21 protein-coding genes, 4 pseudogenes and 1 riboswitch are annotated in these 25368 nt (G+C 70.8%); of the genes and pseudogenes, 7 read left to right on the forward strand and 18 right to left on the reverse strand.

The features are described from left to right. Positions 1-18: 18 nt before the first annotated feature. The 7 genes and pseudogenes from ASD25_RS28600 to ASD25_RS32740 all read right to left on the reverse strand — a co-directional run. Positions 19-486, reverse strand: a complete 468-nt coding sequence (locus ASD25_RS28600) for a hypothetical protein (RefSeq protein WP_055831869.1) — start codon at positions 484-486, stop codon at positions 19-21. A gap of 49 nt (positions 487-535) precedes the next feature. Beyond that, on the reverse strand, positions 536-1129 hold the full coding sequence (locus tag ASD25_RS28605; protein WP_055831872.1) for a hypothetical protein: 594 nt from the start codon (positions 1127-1129) through the stop codon (positions 536-538). A 111-nt stretch (positions 1130-1240) separates the two neighbouring features. Beyond that, positions 1241-1702, reverse strand: coding sequence for a hypothetical protein (locus tag ASD25_RS28610; protein WP_055831874.1), 462 nt, complete (start codon positions 1700-1702; stop codon positions 1241-1243). Positions 1703-1789: 87 nt separating this feature from the next. Then, on the reverse strand, positions 1790-2707 hold a 918-nt coding region (locus ASD25_RS28615), incomplete at its 5' end, for an argininosuccinate synthase (RefSeq protein WP_156389508.1). Between the two features lies 1 nt (position 2708). Beyond that, positions 2709-3142 (reverse strand): annotated as a pseudogene (locus ASD25_RS30910) (argininosuccinate synthase domain-containing protein); the annotation flags it as partial. 97 nt (positions 3143-3239) lie between these two features. Next, on the reverse strand, positions 3240-3812 hold a 573-nt coding region (locus tag ASD25_RS32735; protein ID WP_235562919.1), incomplete at its 5' end, for a M48 family metalloprotease. Position 3813: 1 nt separating this feature from the next. After that, positions 3814-4172 (reverse strand): annotated as a pseudogene (locus ASD25_RS32740) (M48 family metalloprotease); the annotation flags it as partial. 86 nt (positions 4173-4258) lie between these two features. Here ASD25_RS32740 and ASD25_RS28625 point away from each other — a divergent pair. From ASD25_RS28625 to ASD25_RS28635, 3 genes are all read left to right on the forward strand, one after another. Continuing rightward, positions 4259-4495: a DUF1674 domain-containing protein gene (locus tag ASD25_RS28625; RefSeq protein WP_055831995.1), complete on the forward strand. Its 237-nt coding sequence runs from the start codon at positions 4259-4261 to the stop codon at positions 4493-4495. A 70-nt stretch (positions 4496-4565) separates the two neighbouring features. After that, on the forward strand, positions 4566-5036 hold the full coding sequence (locus ASD25_RS28630) for a hypothetical protein (protein WP_055831880.1): 471 nt from the start codon (positions 4566-4568) through the stop codon (positions 5034-5036). 138 nt (positions 5037-5174) lie between these two features. Continuing rightward, a complete protein-coding gene (locus ASD25_RS28635) occupies positions 5175-6050 on the forward strand; it encodes a hypothetical protein (RefSeq protein WP_156377021.1) in 876 nt (291 codons plus the stop codon). Here ASD25_RS28635 and pyrF read toward each other — a convergent pair. Further along, on the reverse strand, positions 6047-6766 hold the full coding sequence (gene pyrF, locus ASD25_RS28640; RefSeq protein ID WP_055831884.1) for an orotidine-5'-phosphate decarboxylase: 720 nt from the start codon (positions 6764-6766) through the stop codon (positions 6047-6049). The genes ASD25_RS28635 and pyrF overlap by 4 nt on opposite strands. An 86-nt stretch (positions 6767-6852) precedes the next feature. Between pyrF and ASD25_RS28645 the strand changes: the two genes are divergently transcribed. After that, entirely contained in the window at positions 6853-7551 is a 699-nt protein-coding gene (locus tag ASD25_RS28645; RefSeq protein WP_055831886.1) for a MarC family protein, read from the forward strand. A gap of 124 nt (positions 7552-7675) precedes the next feature. On the opposite strand, the gene ASD25_RS28650 is transcribed toward ASD25_RS28645, so the two are convergent. Together ASD25_RS28650 and ASD25_RS28655 are read right to left on the reverse strand one after the other, a co-directional pair. Further along, entirely contained in the window at positions 7676-8488 is an 813-nt protein-coding gene (locus ASD25_RS28650) for an SDR family oxidoreductase (protein WP_055831889.1), read from the reverse strand. Between the two features lies 1 nt (position 8489). Next, positions 8490-8960 carry an Rrf2 family transcriptional regulator gene (locus tag ASD25_RS28655; RefSeq protein ID WP_055831891.1) on the reverse strand — a complete coding sequence of 157 codons (471 nt, stop codon included), beginning with the start codon at positions 8958-8960 and terminating at the stop codon, positions 8490-8492. A gap of 173 nt (positions 8961-9133) precedes the next feature. Here ASD25_RS28655 and ASD25_RS28660 point away from each other — a divergent pair, with 173 nt between their 5' ends. Together ASD25_RS28660 and ASD25_RS28665 are read left to right on the forward strand one after the other, a co-directional pair. Beyond that, the gene (locus tag ASD25_RS28660; RefSeq protein WP_082572649.1) at positions 9134-11383 is read left to right on the forward strand and encodes a potassium transporter Kup; all 2250 of its coding nucleotides are present in this window, start codon (positions 9134-9136) and stop codon (positions 11381-11383) included. A 47-nt stretch (positions 11384-11430) separates the two neighbouring features. After that, on the forward strand, positions 11431-12777 hold the full coding sequence (locus tag ASD25_RS28665) for an RsmB/NOP family class I SAM-dependent RNA methyltransferase (RefSeq protein ID WP_055831894.1): 1347 nt from the start codon (positions 11431-11433) through the stop codon (positions 12775-12777). A gap of 51 nt (positions 12778-12828) precedes the next feature. Here the strand turns inward: ASD25_RS28665 and ASD25_RS28670 are convergent, their stop codons facing one another. The 7 genes and pseudogenes from ASD25_RS28670 to ASD25_RS30030 form a co-directional block, all read right to left on the reverse strand. Further along, complete coding sequence (locus ASD25_RS28670) at positions 12829-13515, reverse strand: GNAT family N-acetyltransferase (RefSeq protein WP_055831895.1); 687 nt, start codon at positions 13513-13515, stop codon at positions 12829-12831. A gap of 68 nt (positions 13516-13583) precedes the next feature. Then, complete coding sequence (trpS, locus tag ASD25_RS28675) at positions 13584-14630, reverse strand: tryptophan--tRNA ligase (protein ID WP_055831997.1); 1047 nt, start codon at positions 14628-14630, stop codon at positions 13584-13586. Positions 14631-14671: 41 nt separating this feature from the next. Next, positions 14672-16381 carry a murein biosynthesis integral membrane protein MurJ gene (murJ, locus tag ASD25_RS28680; protein ID WP_200943755.1) on the reverse strand — a complete coding sequence of 570 codons (1710 nt, stop codon included), beginning with the start codon at positions 16379-16381 and terminating at the stop codon, positions 14672-14674. Positions 16382-16390: 9 nt separating this feature from the next. Next, positions 16391-17728, reverse strand: a 1338-nt coding sequence (locus ASD25_RS30025) for an ACT domain-containing protein (protein ID WP_235562920.1), incomplete at its 5' end; no start/stop codon positions are given. A 585-nt stretch (positions 17729-18313) separates the two neighbouring features. Continuing rightward, positions 18314-19020: pseudogene (locus ASD25_RS32745) on the reverse strand (bifunctional uridylyltransferase/uridylyl-removing protein); the annotation flags it as partial. 368 nt (positions 19021-19388) lie between these two features. Then, on the reverse strand, positions 19389-21749 hold a 2361-nt coding region (gene mutS, locus ASD25_RS28695), incomplete at its 5' end, for a DNA mismatch repair protein MutS (protein WP_056621573.1). A 1-nt stretch (position 21750) separates the two neighbouring features. Continuing rightward, a pseudogene (locus tag ASD25_RS30030) lies at positions 21751-22194 on the reverse strand (DNA mismatch repair protein MutS); the annotation flags it as partial. Positions 22195-22245: 51 nt separating this feature from the next. After that, a riboswitch (cobalamin riboswitch) is annotated at positions 22246-22445 on the forward strand. Positions 22446-22608: 163 nt separating this feature from the next. Between ASD25_RS30030 and ASD25_RS28700 the strand changes: the two are divergent. After that, complete coding sequence (locus tag ASD25_RS28700) at positions 22609-24447, forward strand: TonB-dependent siderophore receptor (protein ID WP_055831905.1); 1839 nt, start codon at positions 22609-22611, stop codon at positions 24445-24447. On the opposite strand, the gene ASD25_RS28705 is transcribed toward ASD25_RS28700, so the two are convergent. Next, positions 24431-25327: an aldo/keto reductase gene (locus tag ASD25_RS28705; protein WP_235562921.1), complete on the reverse strand. Its 897-nt coding sequence runs from the start codon at positions 25325-25327 to the stop codon at positions 24431-24433. The genes ASD25_RS28700 and ASD25_RS28705 overlap by 17 nt on opposite strands. Positions 25328-25368: the final 41 nt, after the last annotated feature.

Below are 25368 nucleotides of genomic sequence, written 5' to 3' on the forward strand. Positions count from 1 at the left end.
TCAAGCCTGTCGGGCGGCTCAGTAGCCGGTGGAGGGCTGGGTGTTGCGCGGTTGCTCGGGCGCGGAGCGGGCCTGTTGCGCCAGACCGGCGCGGACCTGATCGGGGACGCCGCGGACCCGGGCGACGCTGGCGGCGCCGGTCTGGACGATCGAGGCGCGGGCTTCGTCCGTGGCCGCCGCCGCGGCGCGCCGGCTGAACCAGGCCTCGAGCTGGACGGCGAAACTCTCGAACCCCGGCTGATACCGCGCCAGGACTTCCTCCACGCGCGCCGACGCCCGGCGGCGGCTGGATCCGGCGGCCTGCACGGCGGCGCGGACCTCGGCGTTCATCGCCTCGACCTGGGTGCGAAACGCATCCGCCGCGGTGTTGATGTCGGCGTCGGACGGGGCGAGGGCCCGGGCGGGCGCCGGCGCCGCATCCTGTGCGAGGGCGGGAGCGCCGATGGCGAGGCCGGCGGCAAGGGCGAGGATCAGACCGGAAGGCATGGCTCTCTCCTGTCGGCGCGCCCCCCGGGCGCCATGTCAGACCGGCCGATCAGGTCCCGTCGTCGTGTTCCGGGGCTTCGTCCGTTTCGTCAGCGTCTTCGGCGCGGCCGGCGGCGACTTCGACCTGCGCTTCGTCCAGCGAATCCATGGCCTCGCCGACGGCGTATTCGGCGACCAGGCCGTAGGTGACCATGTGTTCCGGATCGTTGGAGGCCCAGGAGCCGTTCGTGGCGATGCCCTGGGCGACGGCCAGGGCGCCCGGGACCTGGGCCATGGCGTCCGAGACGACCGCGCCGACATCGACCCCGGCCAGGGCCTCGGCGACGATCGCATTCACATCGATCGCGGCCAGGGCCTCGGCGGCGATCGACGAGGCGTGCTGCGTGGCCACGGTGGTGAAGGCGGTGACGTCGGGCTGATATTCGGTCCAGAGAGCGGCGATGCGGAGCTCGCGCTGATCCTCGGTCAGGCTCTTGTCTTCGGAAATGGCCTCGGCGCGTTCGCCGAAGGCCTCCATGCGCGCCTCGAATGCGTTGGCGGCGGCTTCCAGCGCGTCCTCGGACGGGCCGCGCGCGTCCTCGGCGACGGCGGCCGAGAGCGGCAGCAGGGCCAGGGCGGCGGCGAGGGAGAGGGCCTTGATCATCGGTCGGGTTCCTTGAGCGAGCCCACCGAGGTTCCGCCGAACGCCGTCCGCTCTCAAGTGAAATCGCGGTAAGGCGGCGGACCCGGAGCCGCCGCCTTCCGGATCAATAACTTATTGCGGCGTCGCAGGCGCGGCGGGCGCCGCCGCGGCCGCGGCGGCCTGTGTGATCTGGCCGCGCACCATGGCCGGCAGGCCCTGGATCATGGGCACGACGGTCGAGGCCGCCGACGCCATCTCCGCCTTCTCTTCCTCGGTCCCGGCGGCCGCCTTCGCGTCGAAGAACGCCTTGAGCTCGGCGCTGAAGGCGTCGGCGTCAGGCTGGTAGCGCGCGACGATGGCGTCCAGCGCGGCGTCGGCGGCGGCCGTATCGCCCGCCGCAGCGGTGACGGCGGCCTGCATTTCACCGCCCATGGCTTCCATGCGGGCGCCGAAGGCTTCGCCCTTCGCGTCCAGCGCGGCTTCGGCCGGATCGACCGCTTCGGCGGCCGGCGGCGCAGCGGGCCCGTCCTGGGCGAAGGCGGGGACGGCGAAGGCCAGGGCGGCCGAGGCGGCGAGGATCATTCGGATGGACATGACGGTTCCTGGTGCGGGGAAGGAGCCCGTGCTCCCGTCCGCAGGATGACGGATATTCCGGAACGGAGCGAGGCCAATCTCCCGGGATCAGCCCCGGTCGCGCGCGTCCCGCTTGCCCAGCACCCGAAGGCGCAGGGCGTTCAACTTGATGAAGCCGGCGGCGTCCTTCTGGTCATAGGCCACGGCGCCGTCCTCGAAGGTGACCAGCTCCTGGTCGTACAGGCTCTCGGCGCTCTCGCGACCGATGACGGTCGCGTTGCCCTTGTACAGCTTGACCCGCACCGTGCCCGAGACCTTCGCCTGCGAATGGTCGATGGCCGCCTGCAGCATCTCGCGCTCGGGCGAGAACCAGAAGCCGTTGTAGACCAGATGGGCGTATTTGACCGCCAGCTCGTCCTTCAGATGCATGGCCCCGCCGTCGAGGGTGATGGACTCGATCCCACGGTGGGCGGCCAGCAGGATGGTCCCGCCGGGGGTCTCATAGACGCCGCGCGACTTCATGCCGACGAAGCGGTTCTCGACCAGGTCCAGCCGGCCGATGCCGTTGTCGTGGCCGTACTGGTTCAGGGCGGTCAGCAGGGTCGCCGGCGACATGGCGTCGCCGTTGATCGAGACAGGATCGCCCTTCTCGAAGCCGATGGTGATGACGGTGGCGACGTCGGGCGCGTCCTCCGGCGACAGGGTGCGCTGGTGCACGAATTCGGGGGCCTCGACCGACGGATCCTCAAGCACCTTGCCCTCGGAGGAGCTGTGCAGAAGGTTGGCGTCGACGCTGAACGGGGCCTCGCCGCGCTTGTCCTTGGCGATCGGGATCTGGTGCTTCTCGGCGAAGTCCAGCAGGTGCTCGCGCGACTTGAAGGCCCATTCGCGCCACGGCGCGATGACGCGGATGTCGGGCTCGAGCGCATAGTAGCCCAGCTCGAAGCGGACCTGATCGTTGCCCTTGCCGGTGGCGCCGTGACAGACGGCGTCGGCGCCGACCATGCGGGCGATCTCGATCTGGCGNGGGCGACGAATGGCCGATGCATAGTAGCCCAGCTCGAAGCGGACCTGATCGTTGCCCTTGCCGGTGGCGCCGTGACAGACGGCGTCGGCGCCGACCATGCGGGCGATCTCGATCTGGCGCTTGGCGATCAGCGGCCGCGCGATCGAGGTGCCCAGCAGATACTGGCCCTCGTACAGGGCGTTGGCCCGGAACATGGGGAAGACGTAGTCGCGCACGAACTCCTCGCGCAGGTCGTCGATGAAGATGTTCTCTTCCTTGATGCCCAGCTTCAGCGCCTTCTCGCGCGCCGGCGCCAGCTCCTCGCCCTGGCCGAGGTCGGCGGTGAAGGTGACCACCTCCGCGCCGTATTCGGTCTGCAGCCATTTCAGGATGATCGAGGTGTCGAGACCGCCGGAATAGGCGAGGACGACCTTCTTGGGCGCGGACTGGGTCATGCGGAATCCTTCGTAGAACGCGGGGAGGCGTTCGGCGGCGTTGCGCGCGCTTAAAGGACCAGACGCCCCGCGATGCAAGGGCGGGAATGCGGCAGGATCAGCCCCAGGGGCCCGAGCGGCCGGCGGGCGTGACGGGGACGCTGGTCGTCGCCGTCCCGGGCGCGGCGTCTGCGAAGGCTGCACGGCGCGGCGCCCGACCGATCTTCGTCCCCATCTCCATCAGCGCCTTCACCCGGTTGCCGGTGGCCGGATGGGTCGAGAACAGGTTGTCGGCCCCGCGGCCTGCCAAGGGGTTGATGATGAACAGCTGGCCCGAGGCCGGATTGCGCTCCGCCGTCGGATTGACGATCCGGCGGGCCGAGGCGTCGATCTTCTGCAGCGCCGCGGCCAGCGCATGCGGATCGCCGGCGATGTCCGCGCCGACGCGGTCGGCCTCGTATTCGCGCGAGCGGCTGATGGCCATCTGCACCAGGCCGGCGGCCATGGGCGCGAGGATCATCAGGGCCAGGGTCCCGACGACGCCACCCGGCCGTTCCCGGTCGTCGCCGCCGCCGAAGAACATCGCGAAATTGGCCAGGGCGGCGATGGCCCCGGCGACGGTGGCGGTGACCGTCATGGTCAGGGTGTCGCGGTTCCGCACATGGGCCAGTTCGTGGGCCATGACGCCGCGNAGCAGGCCGGTGGTGGCGCAGACGGCGGCGTTGGCCGGATTGCGGCCGGTGGCGAAGGCGTTGGGCTGGTCGTTGGGGATGATGGCGATGACGGGCCGGGGCAGGCCGGCGTTCCGGGCCATCTGCGCCACGTCGGCGACATAGGCGCGGACCACGGCGTTGGGGTGCTGTTCGTCGACCGGCTGGGCCCGGTACATCTTCAGCACGATCCTGTCGGCGTTCCAGTAGCTGAACAGGTTCAGGCCGCCGGCGACGACCAGGGCGATCAGCATCCCCGTCGCGCCGCCGATCATGTAGCCGACGCCCATGAACAGGGCGGTCAGGGCGGCGAGAAGAATGAAGGTCTTCAGGTGGTTCATGTCGGTTTTACCGGAACGCCGCTGGCGCCTTCGGGGAGAAGGCCTAACTTGTGGGGTTCAACGCCCAGGCTCAAGGCGAGGCCGCTGTGACCGATCATCCCACCCCCGAACCCGGCGCCGCGCCGCAGCTGAACCAGGACGTGCCCCACGCCGCGCCCGACCGGCCGCTGAGCGACGCCGCGCGCCGGGCCCTGCTGGAAGCCGCCGGGCGCCGCGCCGCCGCGACGGCAGCCGAGCCCCAGACCGAACACGGCGGGCCGCGCGGGCCCGAACCGACCCGCTACGGCGACTGGGAGAAGAAGGGTCTGGCGGTCGATTTCTAAGCCGATTTCCAGGCCGGGCGAACGAAGGCGGGCGAACGGCGTTAACCGTTCCGTTCAGGAGACGCCGCCGATGTTACGACCGCTCGCCGCCGCAGCTCTCGCCACGCTCGCGCTCGCCGGGGCCGCCTCGGCCCAGACCTACGGGCAGCCGATCTATCTCAATGCATACGGCCGGCCCGTTGGCGGGACGCCGCTGTCCGAGGTGGAGACCCGCTCCTACGTCGAGACCGGACGCTGGGGCGACGGCTATTCCGATCGGCCGCAGGTCTATGTGCCCGCGCCCGGCTATGGGCGGCCCTATGTCCGCTACGGCAGCGGCTACCGGTCCTACGGCTCCCATGGCCATGGCGCCTACGGCTATGACCGGGGTTATCGATATGGCGGCCATTACGACCCGCCCCCCCGCCCCGGCTATCGGGACGCGTGGGGTTACAACGACGACCGGCCGCCGTCGGCCTGGAGAGGGCGCGGCGAGCGGCGGGTGCGCCATCAGCATGACCGCGATTGCGGCTGTCCGGATGTCTATTTCTATGACCGCTGATCCGGCGGACATCGCGCCGGCAAGGTTAAATTGGAGGGTCACAGGGGAATGAAGCCGTCCCGGTTTCACCCCTGCGGTGTAATCCGAACCCTTTTCTTTCCAGAGACTTAGGATGGCTCCAACACCGGAGCCTGTCTCATGCGTATGCTTACCGTCGCGGCCGGAGCCGCCTTCCTGATCCTCGCCGCCGGCCCCGCCATGGCGAGCGGCCCCACGGGCGGTCATGGCGGCCATCCGGGCGGCGGTTGCGGCAGCTGCGGCGGCGGCGGGAACCGCAACATCAACGTCAACGTCAATGCGAACGCCAGCGCCAGCGCATCCGCGAGCGCCTCGGCCCGCTCGTACCTGAACGCCCGCGCCTACAGCGTCGGCGGCGCGCGGGGCGCGGTCGGCGGCGGAACGGTCTATGTCGGCGGCGGCTACGGCGGGGACGCCGGCGGCTATTACGGCGGGCCGGTCCATTACAACGAGGTCGCCTATGAGGGCCGCGCCTGCGCACCGGCTCCGTTCGGCTATGTGCTGGGCGGCTTCGGGCGCGACGAGCGCTACGCCCCCGTCTGCGGCAATCGGTACTATGAGGATGCCGACCGGGGCGGCCGCTACGGCTACAGCGAGCGGCGGGATTCCTATGCGGAGAGCCGGTACGAGGAAAACCGGTACGAGTCCCGGGAGGCGTACAGTTCGTTCGAAGGCGGGGCCGTCTGGCGAGACGCCGACCATGGGCGCCGGGAAGAGCGGTACGAGGACCGCGGCGGCCATGACGTCGAATATGGCGCCCGCGAGTACGACCGGGGCTATATGGACGGACGGCGCGATTGCGATTGCCGCCCGGACGGTCGGGACGGCGAGCCCTATGTCCATGCGCCCGAGCCGGCCCCGTATGGCTATGCGCCCGAGCCGCCGCCCGCGCCCGTCTATGAAGCGCCCATGACCCCGAACCAGTACTATGGCATCGGCGGTGAAGCGCCGCCGCCCCGGCAGTATTACAGCCAGGAACCTGGCGAGCGCGGCTAGGCGGCGCTCATCTCGGCGACGATGGCTGCCGCGGCCTGAGCCGGATCGTCAGCGCCGACCACCGGCCGGGCGACGACCAGATGGGTCGCGCCGGCGCGCAGGGCGTCGGCGGGCGTCGCCACGCGCTGCTGGTCGCCCCTGTCGGCGCCGGCGGGCCGCACGCCCGGGGTGACGATCAGGAAGTCGGGCCGGCCCGCCGCGACGGCGATCTCGCGCACCCGGGCCGCCTCCAGCGGGCTGGAGACCACGCCGTCGACGCCGCAGTCCAGCGCCTGTCGCACCCGCCGCTCGACAAGCTCGGCCGCCGAGAAGCCGTAGCCGAGCTCGGTCAGGTCCGCGTCCGACAGGCTGGTCAGGACGGTGACGGCCAGCAGTTTCGTGTCCGACCCGGACGCGTCCCGGCCCCTGACCGCGCCGCGCATCACCTGGGGTTCGGCGTGGACGGTCAGCAGGTCGCAGCCGCCCTCGGCCACGGAGCGCGCGGCGCCTTCGACCTGGGCCCCGATGTCGTGCAGCTTCCAGTCCTGAAACACGGATTTGCCCGCCGATCGGAGTTCATGGGCGAAGGCGACGCCTCCGGGACGGGCCAGGAGGGTCAGGCCGATCTTGTAGGAGATCACCGCCTCGCCCAGCCGGTCGACCATGGCGCGGGCGGCGTCGACGGAGGGCAGGTCCAGGCCGACGATCAGGCGGGGGTCGGTCTTCGCAGCCGTCATGACGTCTCCGTTCCGACGCAGGGGGTGGACGCGCGCGATCGCGTCGGCCCTTATGCGTTCGATTCAATTGGGGGCGAGGTCAGCACATGGACGCGGTCGATCTGGGGGTCAACCTGTTCGTGGCCCTGTTCGCCCTGGTGGATCCGATCGGCAATATCCCGATCTTCGCCGCGGCGACGGCGGGAGCCACGACGCGCCAGCGGCTGTCGGTCGCCGCCCTGATCTGCCTGTTTGCGGCGGCCTTCCTGGCCTTCTTCTTCTTCACCGGTCTGGGCCTGCTGCAGTTCTTCGGCATTTCGCTGGCGGCGTTCCGCATCGCCGGCGGCATCCTGCTGCTGCTGCTGGGCCTCGACATGACGCGCGGGGACTTCCTCAAATCCTTCGCTGACAACGACCCGGACAGCAATCCGGCCGACGTGCGCGGCTATGCCCGACGGCGGTTCCAGCGGCTGGTGGTGCCCTTCGCCATGCCCCTGATGATCGGGCCGGGGGCCATCTCGACCATCATCATCCAGGCCGGCGAGGCGTCGAAGATCGGCTATCAGGGCCAGGTCGCGGGCATGGCGGCCATCATCGCGGCCTGTATCGCCACCTTCCTGTGCTTCGCCCTGACGGGTCCCATCAGCCGCATGCTGGGCGAGGTCGGCATGTCGATCATCGTCCGCGTGCTGGGCCTGATCCTGTGCGCCCTCGCCGTCCAGTTCATCCTGATGGGCCTGTCCGAAGCCCTGCCCGGCATGATCTCGGGCGCCGTGACCACGCCCTATCCGACGGGCGGTCACTGACGCCGAAAGACCTGCGGAAGGCGGCGAATTCCGTCGAGGAATTGGAAGACGGTTTTCGGAGGAATTCGAAGACGGTTTCCGGCCCGAAAGTGCGACATGGAATACAGCGGAGACTGCGTCCGGGTCAGATCCGCTTCAGCCGCTTCGCATGGCCGCCGACCATGTTCAGGGCGACGCGATCCGGCAGGTGTTTGGCCAGCCCGGCCAGCAGATTGTTCATCACCCCCGGCGTGACCTTCGGGCGGTTGGCCTCGCAGGCGGCGTAGCCGACGCGGGCGACGTGGTCGGCCGTCTGCCACATCCAGGCGGGATAGGCGGTCGAGACCTCCTCGCGCGTGCCGTTGACGTCGTGGAACTCGGTCAGGGTGTAGCCGGGGCACAGGGCGGTGACGTGGACGCCCGTTCCGCGCAGCTCGAGGTACAGGCCCTGCGAGGCCTTGATCAGGAAGCTCTTGATGGGCCCGTACAGGGTGTCGCCGCCGGTGGCGGGCATCTGGCCGGCCAGGGAGGCGACGTTGAGGATGCGGCCATAGTCCCGCTCGACCATGCCGGGGGCGAACAGCCGGGCCAGTTCGACCGGGGCGGCCAGCATGACGCGGATCATGGCGGCGTGGGCCGCCGGGTCGGTGTTGAGAAAGCCCGCCGTGCGGCTGAAACCGGCGTTGTTGACCAGACCGTCCACCGTCAGGCCCCGCTGCGCGATGGCGCCGAACAGGCGGCGGGGCGCTTCCGGGTCGGCGAGATCTTCCGTCAGGACGGTGCTGGCCGCGCCCGCATGGGCAAGCTCTTCGGCGAGGGCCTTCAGCGGCGTCTCGCGCCGCGCCGTCAGCACCAGGTCCCAGCCGTGCCCGGCATAGACCCGGGCGAGGGCGGCGCCGATGCCGGCGGACGCGCCCGTGACCAGCATGACCGGCCTCGGCCGCGAGGGCAGGCTCATCTCAGGCGGCGACCGGGCAGGATGGGTGCGGAGCGAACGCCTTCAGCGAGACGGGGTCCTGGTCCAGCAGGTCGGCGATGGTGATCTTCGACAGGGCCGCGCCGGCGGCCTGGTCGGCGGCGGTCAGGGCCCTGGCCACCTGACGGGGGATGTGTTCGCTGACCGGACAGCCCTTGGCCCCCGCGGGCGGCGAGCCGAGGTGGGCGCAGCCGTTGACGGCGCGCAGCACGGTCTCGAGCGAGATGTCCTCCGGCCGGTGCAGCAACCAGGCGCCGCCCGAGGCCCCCGGACGGGTGGCGATCAGCCCGGCCTTGGCCAGCAGGGCGGTCACGCGCCGAACGACGACGGGATTGGTCGGAATGGAGGCCGCCAGAATCGCGCTCGCCGCCGCGTCGGCGGGCGAATAGGCGCCCTTGTGGGCCAGATAGGCCAGGGTGTGGGCGGCGACGGGGAAACGTTGGCTGTCTGACATGATGCAGCCTCCAAGATAGGCGTTGCCAAGCTCTTTCACAAACCGGACATCTTCAGGGCGGCGCCCTTGCAACCTTCGCACTCGCAGTACGATTGAACCGCGGAATGAAAGAGCCTAAAGGCTCGCCGCTCTTTTGATGGGAACCGCGTTGTGCGGGGTCCCGGAGGAACTCTATGGCCGGGGCCTCTCCCCAAGGTGAAGACGGCGCCGGCGCCGCCACCTCCAATTCGCAAACTCCCTCCGACAAGTCCGTCGCTCCGGCCCATCCGCATCCCGCGGCGGCCGGCGAGGGCGGTCACGTCAAGGCCGGCAAATGGGGCCTGATCATCGGCGCCATCGGCGTGGTGTTCGGCGACATCGGCACCAGCCCGCTCTACGCCATGCGTGAGGCCCTGCACCACTCGAGGGGCGGCGGGGCGGAAGAACTGGCCGTCCTGGGCGTCGTCTCCCTGGTGTTCTGGGCGCTGCTGCTGGTCGTGACCCTGAAATACGTGGTCTTTCTGATGAAGGCCGACAACAAGGGCGAGGGCGGGACCCTGGCTCTGATGGCTCTGGCCCAGCACGCCATCGGACGGCGCTCCGGGCTCATCTTCATCCTCGGGGTTTGCGGCGCGGCCCTGTTCTACGGCGACGGGGTGATCACGCCCGCCATCTCGGTCGTTTCGGCGGTGGAAGGTCTGCGCGACGCGCCGGGCGTCAGCGACGCCCTCAGTCCCTACGTCGTACCGATCGCGGCCGGCATCCTGATCGCCCTGTTCCTGATCCAGTCGCGCGGCACCGCCAGCGTGGCGCGGTTCTTCGGCCCCCTCACGCTCGTCTGGTTCCTGATCCTGGCCGCGTTGGGCGTCTATCACATCTTCGACGACCCCTCGATCCTGCGCGCCCTGTCGCCCCACTACGGAGTGCTGTTCCTGTTCGACAACGGCTTCCTGGGCTTCGTGATCCTCGGCAGCGTCTTCCTCGCCGTCACCGGGGCCGAGGCTCTCTATGCCGACATGGGCCATTTCGGAAAGGCGCCGATCAGGCTGGGCTGGCTCTGGGTCGTTCTGCCCTGCCTGACCCTCAACTATCTCGGTCAGGGCGCCCTGGTGCTCGACACCCGCGCCGCGGCGGCCAATCCCTTCTGGATGATGGTCCCGGACGTCGTGTACTGGCCGGTCCTGATCATGGCCACGATCGCCACCGTTATCGCCTCGCAGGCGGTCATCACCGGCGCCTTCTCGGTGACGCAGCAGGCGGTGCAACTGGGTCTGCTGCCGCGCATCGACATCCGCAACACCTCGGAAAGCCAGGCCGGCCAGATCTTCGTGCCCTCGATCAACATGATGCTGATGGTGGGGGTTCTGGCTCTGCTGGTGACCTTCCAGACCTCAACCAGTCTGGCCGCCGCCTACGGCATTGCGGTTACCGGATCGATGTTCGTCGACAGCCTGCTGGCCTGGTTCATCGTCCGCAAGCTGTGGAAATGGAGTCTGCCCCTGTCGCTGGCGGCGATCAGCCCGCTGGTGGCCATCGACCTGGTCTTCCTGACCTCCAACATGCTGAAAATCCCGCAGGGGGCGTGGTTCCCGCTGGTGCTGGGCGCGGCGCTGGTCCTGCTGATGTGGACCTGGGTGCGCGGCACGCAGATTCTGTCGGAAAAGACCCGCAAGGACAGCCTGCCGCTGACCGATCTGATCGAGATGCTGCGGGCCCGCCCGCCGCACCGGGCCCCTGGCACGGCCATCTTCCTGACCAGCGACCCCGACGTCGCCCCGGTCGCCCTGATGCACAATCTCAAGCACAACAAGGTGCTGCACGAGAAGAACGTCATCCTGACCGTCCGGACCACGCTGGTGCTGGGGGCGGCGCTCGTGCTGCTGATGTGGACCTGGGTGCGCGGCACCCAGATCCTGTCGGACAAGACGCGCAAGGACAGCCTGCCCCTGACCGACCTGATCGAGATGCTGCGGGCCCGCCCGCCGCACCGGGCGCCCGGCACGGCCATCTTCCTGACCAGCGACCCCGACGTCGCCCCGGTCGCCCTGATGCACAATCTCAAGCACAACAAGGTGCTGCACGAGAAGAACGTCATCCTGACCGTCCGCACCACCGACAGGCCGCGCGTGCCGGACAGCCAGCGGGTGACGATCGAGCCGATCTCGGAYGACTTCAAGAAGCTGACCATCAGCTACGGCTTCATGGAACAGCCCAACATACCCAAGGCCCTGGGCGTGTGCCGGAAGCAGGGGCTGAAGTTCGACATCATGTCGACCAGCTTCTTCCTCGGCCGGCGCTCGGTGGTCGCCTCGGCGTCGCAGGGCATGCCGCTGTGGCAGGACCGGCTGTTCATCTTCCTGACCCGCAACGCCGCCAACCCGACCGACTTCTTCCACATCCCGCCGGGCCGGGTGGTCGAGCTGGGTACACAGGTGGTGGTGTGAGCCGCTCGCCCGAGCCGGGGCGCAGCTCCGCCGCCCGCGGTCGCCGCATGGCGGACAAGGCAAGGGCCGGAACCCGGCCGCCGCGCCCGCCCAGGGTCGAGGTCCATGACGACAGCCCCGACATCGGCGTCGAGGCGCGGATCGCGGCCGGCGTCCTGCTCAACGCCGCCCTCGAAGGGCGGGGCGGGCTGGATGCGGCCCTGTCGTTCCGGGAGGTTTCCAGCCTGCCGGGGCCGGACCGGGCCTTCGCCCGCGCCGTGGCCATGGCGGCGCTGCGGCGGCTGGGCGAGATCGACCAGATCCTTGACCGCAAGCTGCAGAAGGGCCCGCCGCTGGCGGTGCGCACCATCCTGCGCGTCGCCCTGGCCCAGATGCTGATCCTCGAGACGCCGGCCTTCGCGGCGGTGTCGACGGCGGTCAAGCTGGCCGAGCGCGAGCCCAAGACGCGGCCCTACAAGAACCTGGTCAACGCCGTCCTGCGCGGCATCGACCGCGAAGGGCCCGGCCTGACGACGGCCGAGAGCAACCTGCCCGAATGGCTGGCCGCCCGCTGGCGGGCCGCCTATGGCGAGCCGGCGCTGGTCGGCCTGGCCCTGGCCGCCCGCGAGGAGCCGGCGACGGACCTGAGCGTCAAGCCGGACGTCGAGGCGGCGGCGGTCGCGGAAGCGGTCGAGGGCGAGGTCCTGCCCGGGGGCTCGATCCGCACCGGTCTCAGGGGCGATGTCGCCGCCTGGCCGGGCTTCGAGGACGGCGTCTGGTGGGTCCAGGACGCGGCGGCGGCCGTGCCCGGCCGGCTGCTGGCCCCGAAGGCCGGCGAGACCGTCATCGACCTGTGCGCCGCCCCGGGGGGCAAGACGCTGCAACTGGCGGCCTCGGGCGCCAGCGTGGTGGCGCTGGACCGGTCGGCGGTGCGGCTGAAGCGGCTGACCGAAAATCTGCAGCGGACCGGCCTGAACTCCGAGGTCGTGACCACGCCCGCCGAGGACTGGGACGACCCGCGCACCTTCGACGCCGTCCTGCTGGACGCGCCCTGCACCGCCACCGGCACCTTCCGGCGCAACCCCGAAGTCCTGCGCGCCACCAAGCCCGCCGACGTCGCCAAACTGGCCGATGTGCAGCACCGGCTGCTGGACGCCGCCGCCGAACGGGTCAAGCCGGGCGGACGGCTGGTCTATTGCGTCTGTTCGCTGGAGCGCGAGGAGGGCGAGACCCAGATCATCGCCTTCCTGCGCCGGAACCCGGCGTTCAGGACGGCGCCCGCCGTCCCCGCCGAGGTCGGCGCGCCCGACGAAGCACTCACTTCCGAGGGCTGGCTGCGCATCCTGCCGTCGATGTGGGCGGAAAAGGGCGGGCTGGACGGCTTCTTCATCGCCCGTCTGGACCGGGTCGGCTGAGATCGGGCGGATCGAGACTCCCGCCTCTCCCGGCCCGCGACTCCCGGAGCGTCATTCCGGCCCGTGCAGCACCGTGTAGGTGACTGGCGTCCGCACGGTGAACCCGAGCGTCTCATACAGGGTGATGGTCGCGGTATTGGCGGCATAGGCGTGCAGGAAGGCCTGTTCGCCGCGTTCGAGGATGCGCTGCGTCACCACCCGCATCAGGGCGCTGGCGTAGCCATGGCCGCGGTGGTCGGGATGGGTGCAGACGCCCGACACCTCGGTGAAGCCCGTCGGCCGCATCCGTTCCCCGGCCATGGCGATCAGCCGACCGTCCCGTTTCACGCCGATGAATTCGCCGAGCTGGTGGGTCTTCTCGAAGAAGGGACCCGGGACAGTCAGGGTCGCCAGCGCCAGCATCTCGCCGGCGTCGGCCTCGCCCAGAGGCTCGAAGGCGATGTCCCGCCCGCCCGCCGTCAAGGCCGAGGCCGTCATCTGCACGCACAGCGCGGCCGATCGGACGCGGCAGCCCGAGGGCGGGGGCATGTCGCCCGCCTCCACCAGCCCCATCCCGTTGGGCGACGTATTGAGAGCCGCCAGCGCCGCCTGGCTCTCCGGCGAGGCGTCGGCGGCCGCGCCGAACAGGGCCCAGGCCGGATCGAACCGCAGCGCCCGCGCATCGCCGAGCGCCAGATCGGCCTGGCGGCTGGTCAGGGTGCTCCAGACCGGGCGATCCAACGGATGGGCAGGGCTCATCGGCCTTGTCTAGCGCAAGCGCGACGGTCCGCCAGAGGGACCGGAAAGGCGGGGTCCGAAAGCCGCCGTCAGGCGCGCCAGAAGCCGACGATCCTCTTGACCTCGTCGACCACCGGATCGGCGATGGCGGCGGCGCGTTCGGCGCCGTCCCTGAGCACCCGGTCGATCTCGGCCGTATCGGCCATCAGCCGGCGCATCTCGGCGGTCACCGGGGCCATGGAGGCGACGGCGAGGTCGGCCAGCCTCGGCTTGAAGGCGCCGAAGCCCTGGCCGGCGTATTCGGCCAGCACGGCCTCGCGGCTCATGTCGGCCAGGGCGGCGTAGATGGTGACGAGGTTCTTCGCCTCGGCGCGGCCCTCGAGGCCTTCGAGGGTCTCCGGCAGCGGATCCGGATCGGTGCGGGCCTTGCGGATCTTGGCCGTGATCGCATCGGCGTCGTCGGTCAGATTGATGCGCGACTGGTCCGAAGGATCGGACTTGGACATCTTGGCCATGCCGTCGCGCAGGCTCATGACCCGCGGCGCCGGCCCCTGGGTCAGGGGCTCGGGCAGGGGGAAGAAGCCCGGGGCGCTGAAGTCGGTGTTGAACTTCTGGGCGATGTCGCGGGTCAGCTCGAGGTGCTGTTTCTGGTCCTCGCCGGTCGGCACCTCGGTGGCCTTGTAGAGCAGGATGTCGGCCGCCTGGAGCACCGGATAGGTATAGAGGCCGACGGACGAGCGTTCCTTGTGCTTGCCCGACTTCTCCTTGAACTGGGTCATGCGATCGAGCCAGCCGAGGCGGGCGACGCAGTTGAGGATCCAGGCCAGCTCGGAATGGGCGCGCACCGCCGATTGGGGCCAGATGATCGACCGGGACGGATCGAGGCCGGACGCCAGATAGGCGGCGGCGATCTCGCGCGTCTGGGCGGTCAGCAGGGCCGGGTCCTGCCAGACGGTGATGGCGTGCAGGTCGGCGACGAACAGGAAACAGGGCGCGCCGCTGTCCTGCAGCTGGGTGAACCGCTTCAGGGCCCCCAGATAGTTGCCCAGATGCAGGGCGCCGGAGGCCTGGATGCCCGACAGGACACGGCGCGGGCCGGTGTAGGCGGGAGCGGCGGCGGGGGAGGCGTCGGTCATGTCGAGGCGCAATGCCCGACCGTCGCCCAAGGAGCAAGCCGTTACTTGCCTGTCCGCCGCAGCAGGCCCTTCACTTCCGCCGGCGTGATCGCCCGGGTGGCGAAGGCCAGACCGATGTAGGCCAGACCCCCGGCGGCGGTGACCAGCAGCAGGGCGGCCTCCTTGGCGCCGACGCCGATGCCGATGGCGCCGAGGATATCGGCCACCGGCGCCTCGATCCGCGACCGGCCGGCGGCGGCGAGGCCGACGACCAGCGCCAGACCGGCGGCCGACAGGCCGATGCGGGCCAGGCGCGCCAGAGCCTGGGGGCCGGGCCGGTAGAGCCCGCGGCGCCAGAGGGTCGCGGCCAGCAGGATCACATTGGTCCAGGCGGCGGCGGACACCGCCGCGGCGATGCCGGCTATGCCCCAGCCGAGGTTGAACAGCCCGATGGCCAGGGCTGCGTTCACCGCCACGGAGATGAGGGCGAAATTCATCGGCGTCCGGGTGTCGCGCCGGGCGAAGAAGGCGGGCGCGAGGATGCGGATCAGGACGAAGGCGGGCACGCCCCAGCCGAACTGGAACAGGGCGCGGGCCGTATTGACGGCGTCCACCTGCAGGAAGGCGCCCCGGGTGAACAGGGCGTCGATCAGGAAATAGGGCATGGCCATCAGCGCCGCTGCGGCCGGCAGCGTCAGGGCCATGGACAGGATCAGGGCCTCGTCCATCGAGGCCTGTTGCTGGCCGTGATCCTGCGACGCCACGGCGCGGGACAGGCGCGGCAGAAGGGCGATGCCGATGGCGACGCCGACCAGGCCCAGCGGCAGCTGGTACAGCCGGTCGGCCGTGGCCAGCCAGGTCCGTCCGCCGGCGACGAAGCTGGACAGGTTGCCCGAGATGAAGACGTTGATCTGGGTCGCGGAGTTGCCGATGGCGGCCGGAATCGCGGTGATGATGATGGCTTTCACCGCCGGCGTCAGCCGCGGCAGGGCCAGACGGATGTCGGCGCCCGCCCGGCGCGCAGCCCACCAGCACAGGCCGGCCTGCGAAATTCCGGCGACGAGCACGGCCCAGGAGGCGGCATAGGCCGCGCCGATCTGGCCGCCCTGGGCCGGGATCACCGCGACCAGCATGATGAGGTTGAGCAGGACCGGATAGGCGCCCGAGACGATGAACCGTCCGCGCGCGTTCAGCACGCCGCTGAGCAGGGCCGCCACCGCCATGCAGGGCAGGTAGGGCATGGTGATCTGGGTCAGGACCACCGCCAGCTTGAAGCGCGCCGGATCGTCGAGGAAGCCGACGTTGATCACGGCCATCAGCCACGGCATGGCCAGCTGGGCGACAATGGTCAGCGCCAGGGTGGCGAAGGCCACCGCCGCCAGGGCGTCCGTGGCGATCTTGTCCGCCACCGCCTCGCCCTCGGTCTCCAGGGTCTTGGCGTAGGCCGGCACGAAGGCGGCGGCGAAGGCGCCTTCGGCGAAGATGCGGCGGAACAGGTTGGGGAAGTTCAGGGCGGTGTTGTAGGCGTCCGCCGCCGGTCCGACCGAGGCGCCCAGGGCCGCCGAGATGACGATGTCGCGGGCGAAGCCGGCGAAGCGGCTGACGAGGGTCAGGCCGCTGAAGATCGCCGACGACCGCATCATGCCGCCGCCCTTGCGCGAGGTGGTGGCCGAGGCCGGCGGCTGAACCATCGGATCGGTTATGGCCGTGGCTGAAGGCACAGGCGGCGCGGCCTCGATCGGTTGGGCTTCAGGGTCGATCTTTTTGGCCATGTCAGCGCCTTAGCGTGGTTCCGGCGCGCGCGATACGGGCTCTTGAGCCGAGCGGCGGCGACCGACTTCGGAGACGTCGCGCAGGCTGGCCCGAACGGGGGCCGAGACGCGGTGGCCGCCCCGCTCGGTGAAGTCCAGGACGGTTTCCAGATCGGCGCGCAGCGCGTCCAGCTTTGGCCCCGGCTTCGGCTTTCTGCCCGCCGCGTCGGTGACATAGAAGCTGTCGACCGCGCGCTCGCCGAAGCCGGCGATATGGGCCGAACGGATCGAAAGGCGGTGGATGGCGAAGGCCCGGGCCAGGTCGGCCAGCAGGCCGGGGCGGTCGGCGCCCGACACCTCGACCACGGCGGCGGTGGGGCTTTCGTCCAGATCGACCATGGCCGTGGGCCGCACGTCGAAGGCGGCGCGGCGCGGATTGGGCGGGGCGACCGGCGGCGGCGCCGTGGGAACGCCGCCGCGCGCCGCCGTCTCAAGCCCCTCGATCAGCCGGGTCAGTCGGCGCGGCTCGGCCTGGCCGTAGGGAGCGCCGCCCCCGTCCTGAAGCTCGAACACGTCCAGAGCCGTGCCGTCGGGGGCAGTGGCGACACGCGCGCCGACGACGTCTGCCCCGGCGGCGGCGAGGGCGTCGGCGAGATCGACGAACAGGCCCGGTCGGTCGCGGGCGGCGACGGCGACGCGGGTGGCGGCGCGCTCATCCTCCCCGCTCTCCTCGACCGTCAAGGCCTCGGCGGCGGCGCCGTCGGCGCGGGCGCGGGCGACCAGTGCGGGATAGTCGTCCAGCGGATCGGCGTGGGTGACGTCCTCGCCCCGGAACACGCCCTCGGTGCGCAGATAGAGGTCGCGGATGAGATTGCCCTTCCAGGCGTTCCAGACGCCGGGCCCGACGGCGCGGATGTCGGCCACGGTCAGGATCAGCAGGGTCCGCAGCCGCTCGGGGTCGCCGACCAGCCGGGTGAAGGCGCGGACCGTCGCCGGGTCCGAGACGTCGCGCTTCTGGGCGTAGTCGCTGAGGGCCAGGTGGTTGCGCACSAGCCAGACCACGAACTCGGTGCGGCGCGGRTCGAGGCCCAGCCGGTCGCAGGCGCGGCGCGCGGCGATGGCCCCGTCTTCCAGCTGGCCGCGGTCGCCGCCCTTGCCGACGTCGTGCAGCAACATGGCCAGCATCAGGGCCTCGAAATCGTCGATGCGRTGGACGATCTCGGWCGAGGACGGATGRTCSGCCTTSAGCTTGCCSCGCCAGATGTCGTTGATGATGCCGATGGCCTGCAGCGTGTGCTCGTCGACCGTATAGGCGTGGTACATGTTGAACTGGGTCTGGCCGACGATCCGCCCCCATTCGGGCAGGAANTGATGCCGATGGCCTGCAGCGTGTGCTCGTCGACCGTATAGGCGTGGTACATGTTGAACTGGGTCTGRCCGACGATCCGCCCCCATTCGGGCAGGAACCGGCCCAGCAGGCCGGTCTCGTTCATCAGCGTCAGGACGCGGTAGGGSCGCTGGCCGTGGGCSAGGATGTCGAGGAAGGCGCGGGTGGCCTCGGGGTCGCGGCGCAGCGACGGGGTCACCAGCGACAGCGACCGGCTGACGGCCGAGAAGGCGTCGGGGTGCAGGTCCAGATCGTGTTCGTCCGCCGTGCGGAACAGCATCAGCARCTTYTCRGGCGCGGCGGCGAAGACCTCGGGGCCTKTSACCGACAGGCGGCCSGCGTCCTCGRTGAAGCCCTCGACGCCSAGCTTGCGTTTGCGGCCCGGGATCAGSCGCGACAGGCTCATGGTCGGCTTCTGCTGGCGCGCCTCCAGCTTGGCCGACATGGCGCGGGTCAGGGCGCCCGAGGCATTGTAATCAAGGTACACGGGACTCACGCGGCTACTCCAACCTCGGTCGTTGCGGCGCGGCGGCGAACCTCCAACCCCGGCGTTAGCCCAAGGCTTNCCCTCGACGCCCAGCTTGCGTTTGCGGCCCGGGATCAGSCGCGACAGGCTCATGGTCGGCTTCTGCTGGCGCGCCTCCAGCTTGGCCGACATGGCGCGGGTCAGGGCGCCGACGTCGCGRGCGACGAGGAAATACCGGCGCATGAAACGCTCGACCGCCGGCTCGTCGCCGCGTCCGCGCCAGCCCATGCGGCGGGCCACCTCGGGCTGGAGGTCGAACGTCAGCTTTTCCTCTGCCCGCCCGGCCGTCAGGTGCAGATGCGCCCGGGTGCGCCAGAGAAAGTCGAAGGCTTCCTCGAAGGTCCGGCGTTCGCGGGCGGTCAGCAGGTCGTCCAGCACCCGGGCGCCCAGCGGGCTTTCGGGGGCCAGGGAGCGGGCGATCCAGAACAGGGTGTTGAGGTCGCGCAGGCCGCCCTTGCCGTCCTTGACGTTGGGCTCGACGCGATAGCGGACGGCGCCGGATTTCTGGTGGCGCAGGTCGCGCTCCACCAGTTTGGCGGCGATGAAGGGGCGGGGATCGGCCCGCGTCACGAAGGTCCGGAAGCGGGCGATGAAGTCCTGGGCCAGACGGTCGTCGCCGGCCAGGGGCCGCGCCTCCAGCAGGGTGGTGCGGATCACCATGTCGGACTTCGCCAGCGCCAGGCATTCGTCGATCGACCGCGCCGACTGGCCGACCTTCACGCCCAGGTCCCACAGGACGTAGAGCATGAATTCGATCACCTGTTCGGTCCGCGGGATGGGTTTCCACGGACGCAGGAACAGCAGGTCCAGGTCCGAGAAGGGCGCCAGCACGCCCCGGCCGTAGCCGCCCACCGCGATCAGGCTGAGCCGCTCGGCCTCGGTCGGATTGTGGGCGGGATAGAGGGTCTCGGTGGTGAAGCGCCAAAGGGCGATCAGCAGCTCGTCGGCGGCGAGGGAATAGAGCCGGGCCACCTCGACGCCCTCGCCCCCGGCGTCGAGGCGGCGGGCGGCGCGGGATTGGGCGGCGGCGTAGCTTTCGCGCAGGATTTCGGCGACCGCCTTGCGCACATCGGGGGCGGACGCGGCGTCAACCAGCCGGTCGTCGAGGGCGGGGGTCACCGGCGGCCCAGACCCTTCAGCCGGTACAGGGCCTCGAGCGCCTCGCGCGGGGACAGTTCGTCGGGTTCGATGGCCTGAAGCGCGTCCTCGACGGCGGACGAACGCGGGGGCGGCGGGGCCTCCGCCATGGCGAACAGGGGCAGGTCGTCGAGGCTGATCGCGGCGCCCTTCTCGCCCTCCAGACGTTCCAGCACCTCGCGGGCGCGGCTGACGACGGCGGCGGGGACGCCGGCCAGTCTGGCGACCTGGACGCCGTAGCTGCGGTCGGCGGCGCCGGGGGCGGCCTCGTGCAGGAAGACGAGATCGCCGTTCCACTCCTTGGCCACCATGGACAGGTTGCAGACGTGGGCCAGCCGCGTCTCGAGTCCCGCCAGCTCGTGATAGTGGGTGGCGAACAGGGTGCGGGCCCGGTTGCGGTCGTGCAGGGCCTCGGCGACGGCCCAGGCGATGGCGAGGCCGTCATAGGTGGCGGTCCCCCGGCCGATCTCGTCCAGCACCACGAAGCTGCGTTCGGTGGCCTGGGTCAGGATGGCGGCGGTCTCGACCATCTCGGTCATGAAGGTGGAGCGGCCGCGGGCGAGGTCGTCGCCGGCGCCGACGCGGCTGAACAGCCGGTCGACCACGCCGAGACGCATGGCGCGGGCGGGCACGAAGGCGCCGGCCTGGGCGAGGACGACCAGCAGGGCATTCTGGCGCAGGAAGGTCGACTTGCCCGCCATGTTCGGGCCGGTCACGATCGACAGGCGGGCGCAGGCCGCGCCGGAGCCGTCGAGCCGGCAGTTGTTGGGCGTGTACGGATCGCCCTGCGCCTTCACCGCCGCCTCGACCACGGGATGGCGGCCGGCGGTGACTTCGAAACATGTCGTGTCATCGACGGCCGGGCGGACGGCGCCGACCTCTTCGGCCCATTCGGCGAGGGCGGAATGGGCGTCCAGCTCCGCCAGAGCCTCGGCCACGGCCTGAAGCGGTTGAGCGAGCGACTGAACCGTTGCGCGCCAGACCTCGAAGGTCTCGCCCTCGATGGCGAGGGCGCGATGGCCGGCCTGGCTGATCTTCGCATCGAGCTCGGACAGTTCGACGGTGGTGAAGCGGACCTGATTGGCCAGGGTCTGGCGGTGGATGAAGGGGCTCTCGCCGGTCGGGCGCAGCAGCGGTTCGGCGGCCCTGGCGCTGGTCTCGAGGAAATAGCCCAGCACGGCGTTGTGGCGGATCTTGAACGGCACGCCCGCCTCGGCCACGGCGCGGGCCTCGAGGTCGGCGACGACGCGGCGGCTGTCGTCGCGCAGGCGGCGGGCCTCTTCCAGCTCGGGACGGTAGCCGGCCGAGACGAAGCCGCCGTCGCGGGCCAGATGCGGCGGCTCGGCGACCAGACCCTCGGCCAGATCGACCAGAAGGCGGCCGAGATCGGGCGACAGGGTCAGCCGGTCCAGCGCCGCGACGATGCGGGCGGGCGGGCCGGTCAGCGGGTCGCGGGCGGGCGGGAACAGGCCGGCTAGTCCCTCGGCGATCGACAGGCCGGTGCGGATGGCGACGAGGTCGCGCGGTCCGCCGCGGCCCAGCACGAGCCGCGATGTGGCGCGGGCGACGTCCGACGAGGCGCGCAGCCCCTCGCGCAGGTCGCGGCGCAGATCGCGGCGCTCCAGCAGCCATTCGACGGCGTCGAGGCCGTGGTTGATGGCCGTGGTGTCGCGCAGCGGGCGGGCGATGCGTTCGGCCAGCGCGCGCGCTCCGCCCGAGGTGACGGTCCGGTCGATGCAGGCCAGCAGCGACCCTTCGCGCTCGCCGCGCTGGGTGCGGTCGATCTCGAGGCTGAGSCGGGTCGCCGGATCGATGGCGAGGAAGCCGCTGTCGCCCGAGCGGCGCGGCGGGGACAGGGCGGGAATCTTGCCGGCCTGGGTCGTTTCCAGATAGGCGGCGATCAGGCCCAGGGCCGAGACCTCGGCCTCCTCGAAGGCGCCGAAGCCGTCCAGCGAGGCGACGCCGTACAGCCGCTCGACCCGGACCCGGGCGCCAACCGGCTCGGCGAGAGCCTGAGGCAGGGCCTGGACCACGCCGCCGGAGCCGTCGAGCGCGGCCCTGGTCGCCTCGTCCGAGAACAGGCGGTCGGGGACCAGCACYTCGGACGGGCGGAAGGASGCGAGGGTSGCGCCGAGGTCTTCCAGCGAACAGGCGACGGCGTCGACCGASCCGGCSGACAGYTCKACCACGGCSACGGCGGCGCGGCCCTTGCGSACMGAGACRGCGGCCAGACGRTTGGCSCCGCGCGCGTCCAGCAGACTGTCCTCGGTCAGGGTGCCGGGGGTGACGACGCGGACGATGTCGCGATGGACCACGGCCTTGGAGCCGCGCTTGCGGGCNCAGACGGTTGGCGCCGCGCGCGTCCAGCAGACTGTCCTCGGTCAGGGTGCCGGGGGTGACGACGCGGACGATGTCGCGRTGGACCACGGCCTTGGAGCCGCGCTTGCGGGCCTCGGACGGGGCYTCCAGCTGTTCGCAGATGGCGGCCTTGAACCCCTGCCGGATCAGGCGGGCGAGATAGCCGTCGAGGGCGTGGACCGGCACCCCGGCCATGGGGATGTCCTGACCCTGGTGCTTGCCGCGCTTGGTCAGGGTGATGCCGAGGGCGGCGGAGGCGATCTCGGCGTCCCTGAAGAACAGCTCGTAGAAATCGCCCATGCGGAAAAACACGATGGCGTCGGGCTGGCTGGCCTTGGCCGCCAGAAACTGCGCCATGACAGGCGTCGTCCCCTCGCTGGACGGGACCGCGTCGGCTTTCGGAGGGTGGACGAGGGGGGCGTTCATGAGAGCGCCGCAAGGTGAAGGATTGCGCCGCCCGCCTCAAGCGTCTTGCGCAAGCTGTGCCGCACTGCGACAAGCCCGGCAGGCGGTTAAGGGAACGCGGTGAGACACCGCGGCTGTGCCCGCAACTGTAGGCGGCGAGACGGACGATCACTCCGGGGCTTCGGCTTCGGCGTCACTGGGCAACCGGGAAGGCGCGATCCTCCGTTTTTGACCCGCAAGCCAGGAAACCTGGCCGCCGACGTCGCTCGTCCGCTGTCCGGGACCAGACAGAGGCGTGGGGCCAACCCTTCCGCGATGCGGAAGCCGTTCCGTCGAAGCGACCCGACCCCAGCGCCGCGCCCCTTTTCGGGACCGGGTCGGTCGCTTTCACACGCCGCCGCGCAGCGCCCGCGCGGGGCCGACGGAGATCCGCGCATGACGCGATCCTTTCTCTACGCCACCGCAGCCGCCGTGCTGTTTCCCTTGTCCGCCCACGCCCAGTCGGCGGACGAAACTGACGCGCCCCTGCCCGAGGTGGTGGTCACCGCCACCCGCCTGCCGGCCATCGTCGCCGACACGCCGGGCGCACGCGTGATCGACCGGGCGGCGATCGAGCAGCGCGGGGCCGCGTTCGCCGCGGATATCCTGCAGGACATTCCCGGCCTTTCGGTAGTGCGGTCGGGGGCTTTCGGAGGAGTCGCCCAGGTGCGGATACGGGGCGCGACGCCGGGCAAGACGCTGGTGCTGGTCGACGGCGTGCCGGTCAACGATCCGGCCGAGGTCAACGGCGCCTTCGACTTCTCGGGACTGGAGCTGTCGGACATCGATCGCATCGAGGTGCTGTCGGGCCCGCAGTCCTCGTTGTGGGGATCGGACGCCATCGGCGGGGTCATCGCCTTCACGACGCGCGAGCTCGAGGGTTTCGGGCTGGATCTGGAGGCCGGGTCGTACGAGACCGTGCGCGGCCGGCTGGCGGCGGGTGTATCGACCGAACGCTACGGCTTCGGGGCCTGGGTCTTGCATTTCGACACCGACGGCATCTCCGCCGCAGACGCGGCGGACGGCAATCCCGAGCCGGACGGCTTCACCTCGACCACGATGGGCGCGCGGGGCCGCTACGCCTTCACGCCCGGCGTCGCCTTGGACGGATCGGTCCGCTGGACCGACAGCGACGCGGATCTCGACGGCTATCCAGCCCCGGCCTACGCCCTGGCCGACACGCTGGATACGCAGGCCAGCGAGCAATGGTCGGGGTTCGGGCGGTTGCGCCTCAACGCGCTGGGACTGGCGCATCAGATCAGCGTCTCGGCGTCGGACATTTCGCGCGAAACCGTGTCCGCCTTCCCTTCGGTGTTCGAGGCCGACCGGCAGGTGTTTCGCTGGCAGGGGGACGGCTCGGCGGCGGGCGTCGACTTCGCCATCGGCGCCGAGCGCGAGGACACCGAGGGCAGCCTGTCCAGCGGCCTGACCGAGGAACTGGGGACGAGTTCGGCCTTCGCCACGGCCCGGATCGATCCGACCGACCGGCTGAGCCTGACCGGGGCCCTGCGGTTCGATGATACGGACGCCTTCGGCTCGAAGACGACGGGCCGCGTGTCCGGCGCCTTCGAGGCCGGAGCCGGCTTCATCCTGTCGGCGGCCTGGGGCACCGGGTTCAAGGCGCCGTCGATCAGCCAGGCGGTGTGCGACTTCTGCTTCTCGGCACAGCCCTTCCCGGTGCTGAGGCCCGAGACGGCCGAGGGCTATGAGGGGGCGATCGGCTGGGGCTCGGCCGACGGCCGCATCGAGGGCCGGCTGACCGCCTACCGGCTGAAGGTCGAGGACCAGATCACCTATGTCTTCGATCCAGCCACCTTCGACAGCTATTACGTCAACATCGCCGAGACGGCGACGGACGGCGTGGAGTTCGAAGGGCGCGGCCAGTTGCCGGGCGGGTTCGACCTGACGCTCGCATACGCCTGGACCGACGCCCGGGATGAGACGACCGGGGCGCGGCTGCTGCGCGTGCCGGAACAGTCGGGGTCGGCGACCCTGGGCTGGACCGGGCGGCGGCTGACCGGCGCGCTCACCGTTCGGTCGGAAGGCGATCAGGACGACGCCGGCGGGGTCCGCGAGGCCTTCATCACAGCCAATCTGAACGGGTCCTGGGTGCTGACCGACCGGGTCACGCTGACCGCGCGGATCGAGAATCTGGCGGATGAGCGCTACCAGCAGGTGTTCGGCTACGGCGAGCCGGGACGGTCCGGTTCTGTCGGGCTCAGGCTGCGCTACTGACCCGGCGAAGGCCGGTGGCGGCGCCCGCCGTCGCCGGCTCCAGCTGCATGGCGGCCCAGTCGAGGGCGGGCGTCGGGGCGTGGGCGGCGGCGACCACGGCGCGCAGTTCGGCGGCCGAGGCGACGCTGGCCACCACGGCGGAGACTTCGGGCAGGCCGAGGGCATAGGCCAGGGTCGCCTGCATCGGGTCGACGCGGGCCTCGGCCAGACGGCGACGGATACGCGACAGGGTCGGGGCGTGGCGGTGCATCTCGACCGGCAGGGCCTCGCTGTTCATGAACAGCAGGCCGTCCGCGAAGATCGAGGAGGCGTGGACGGTCACGTCCAGCGAGGCCAGCTCGGACAGGACGCCTGCGTGCTGGGCGCGCTGGTCCAGCAGGTTGCATTTCAGCTGGACGATGTCGGGCTGGAAGCGGCGGGCCAGCAGGCCCGGGCCATCCTCGACCGAGGCGCAGAAGCCGATGCGGCGGTACAGGCCGCGGTCCTTGAGGGCCAGAAGCTTGTCCCACAGGGCGCGGCCTTCGGTTCCGGCGAGGTCCGAGGCGCTGGAGATCAGCAGGGCGTCGCCGCGCGGCAGGCCGAGTCGTTCCAGCGAACGGCGGGCGCGGGCCTCGACCCGGTCGACGCCGTCGCTGACCGGCACGGTGCGGACCGAGACCTGGAAGGGCGAGGGGAAGGGCCAGGACTGGCCGAGCCAGCGCTCCCCATCGCCGTCGGGGCGGGTGGCGACGCGGGTGACGCCGGAGTCGGCGGCGGTCTGAAGCAGGATGCGCAGCGATTCCTCGCGCGCCCCGGCGGGCGCGGGTATGGCGCGGTCCGGCGCGTGCACGACGGCCAGAGCGAGTTTATCGACCGGAATCGGGGCGCGGTTCGGAATCACATCCGGACTGTGACGGCCAAAGTTTAAGGCGCCCCTTCCAA

The organism is Brevundimonas sp. Root1423 (assembly GCF_001426805.1).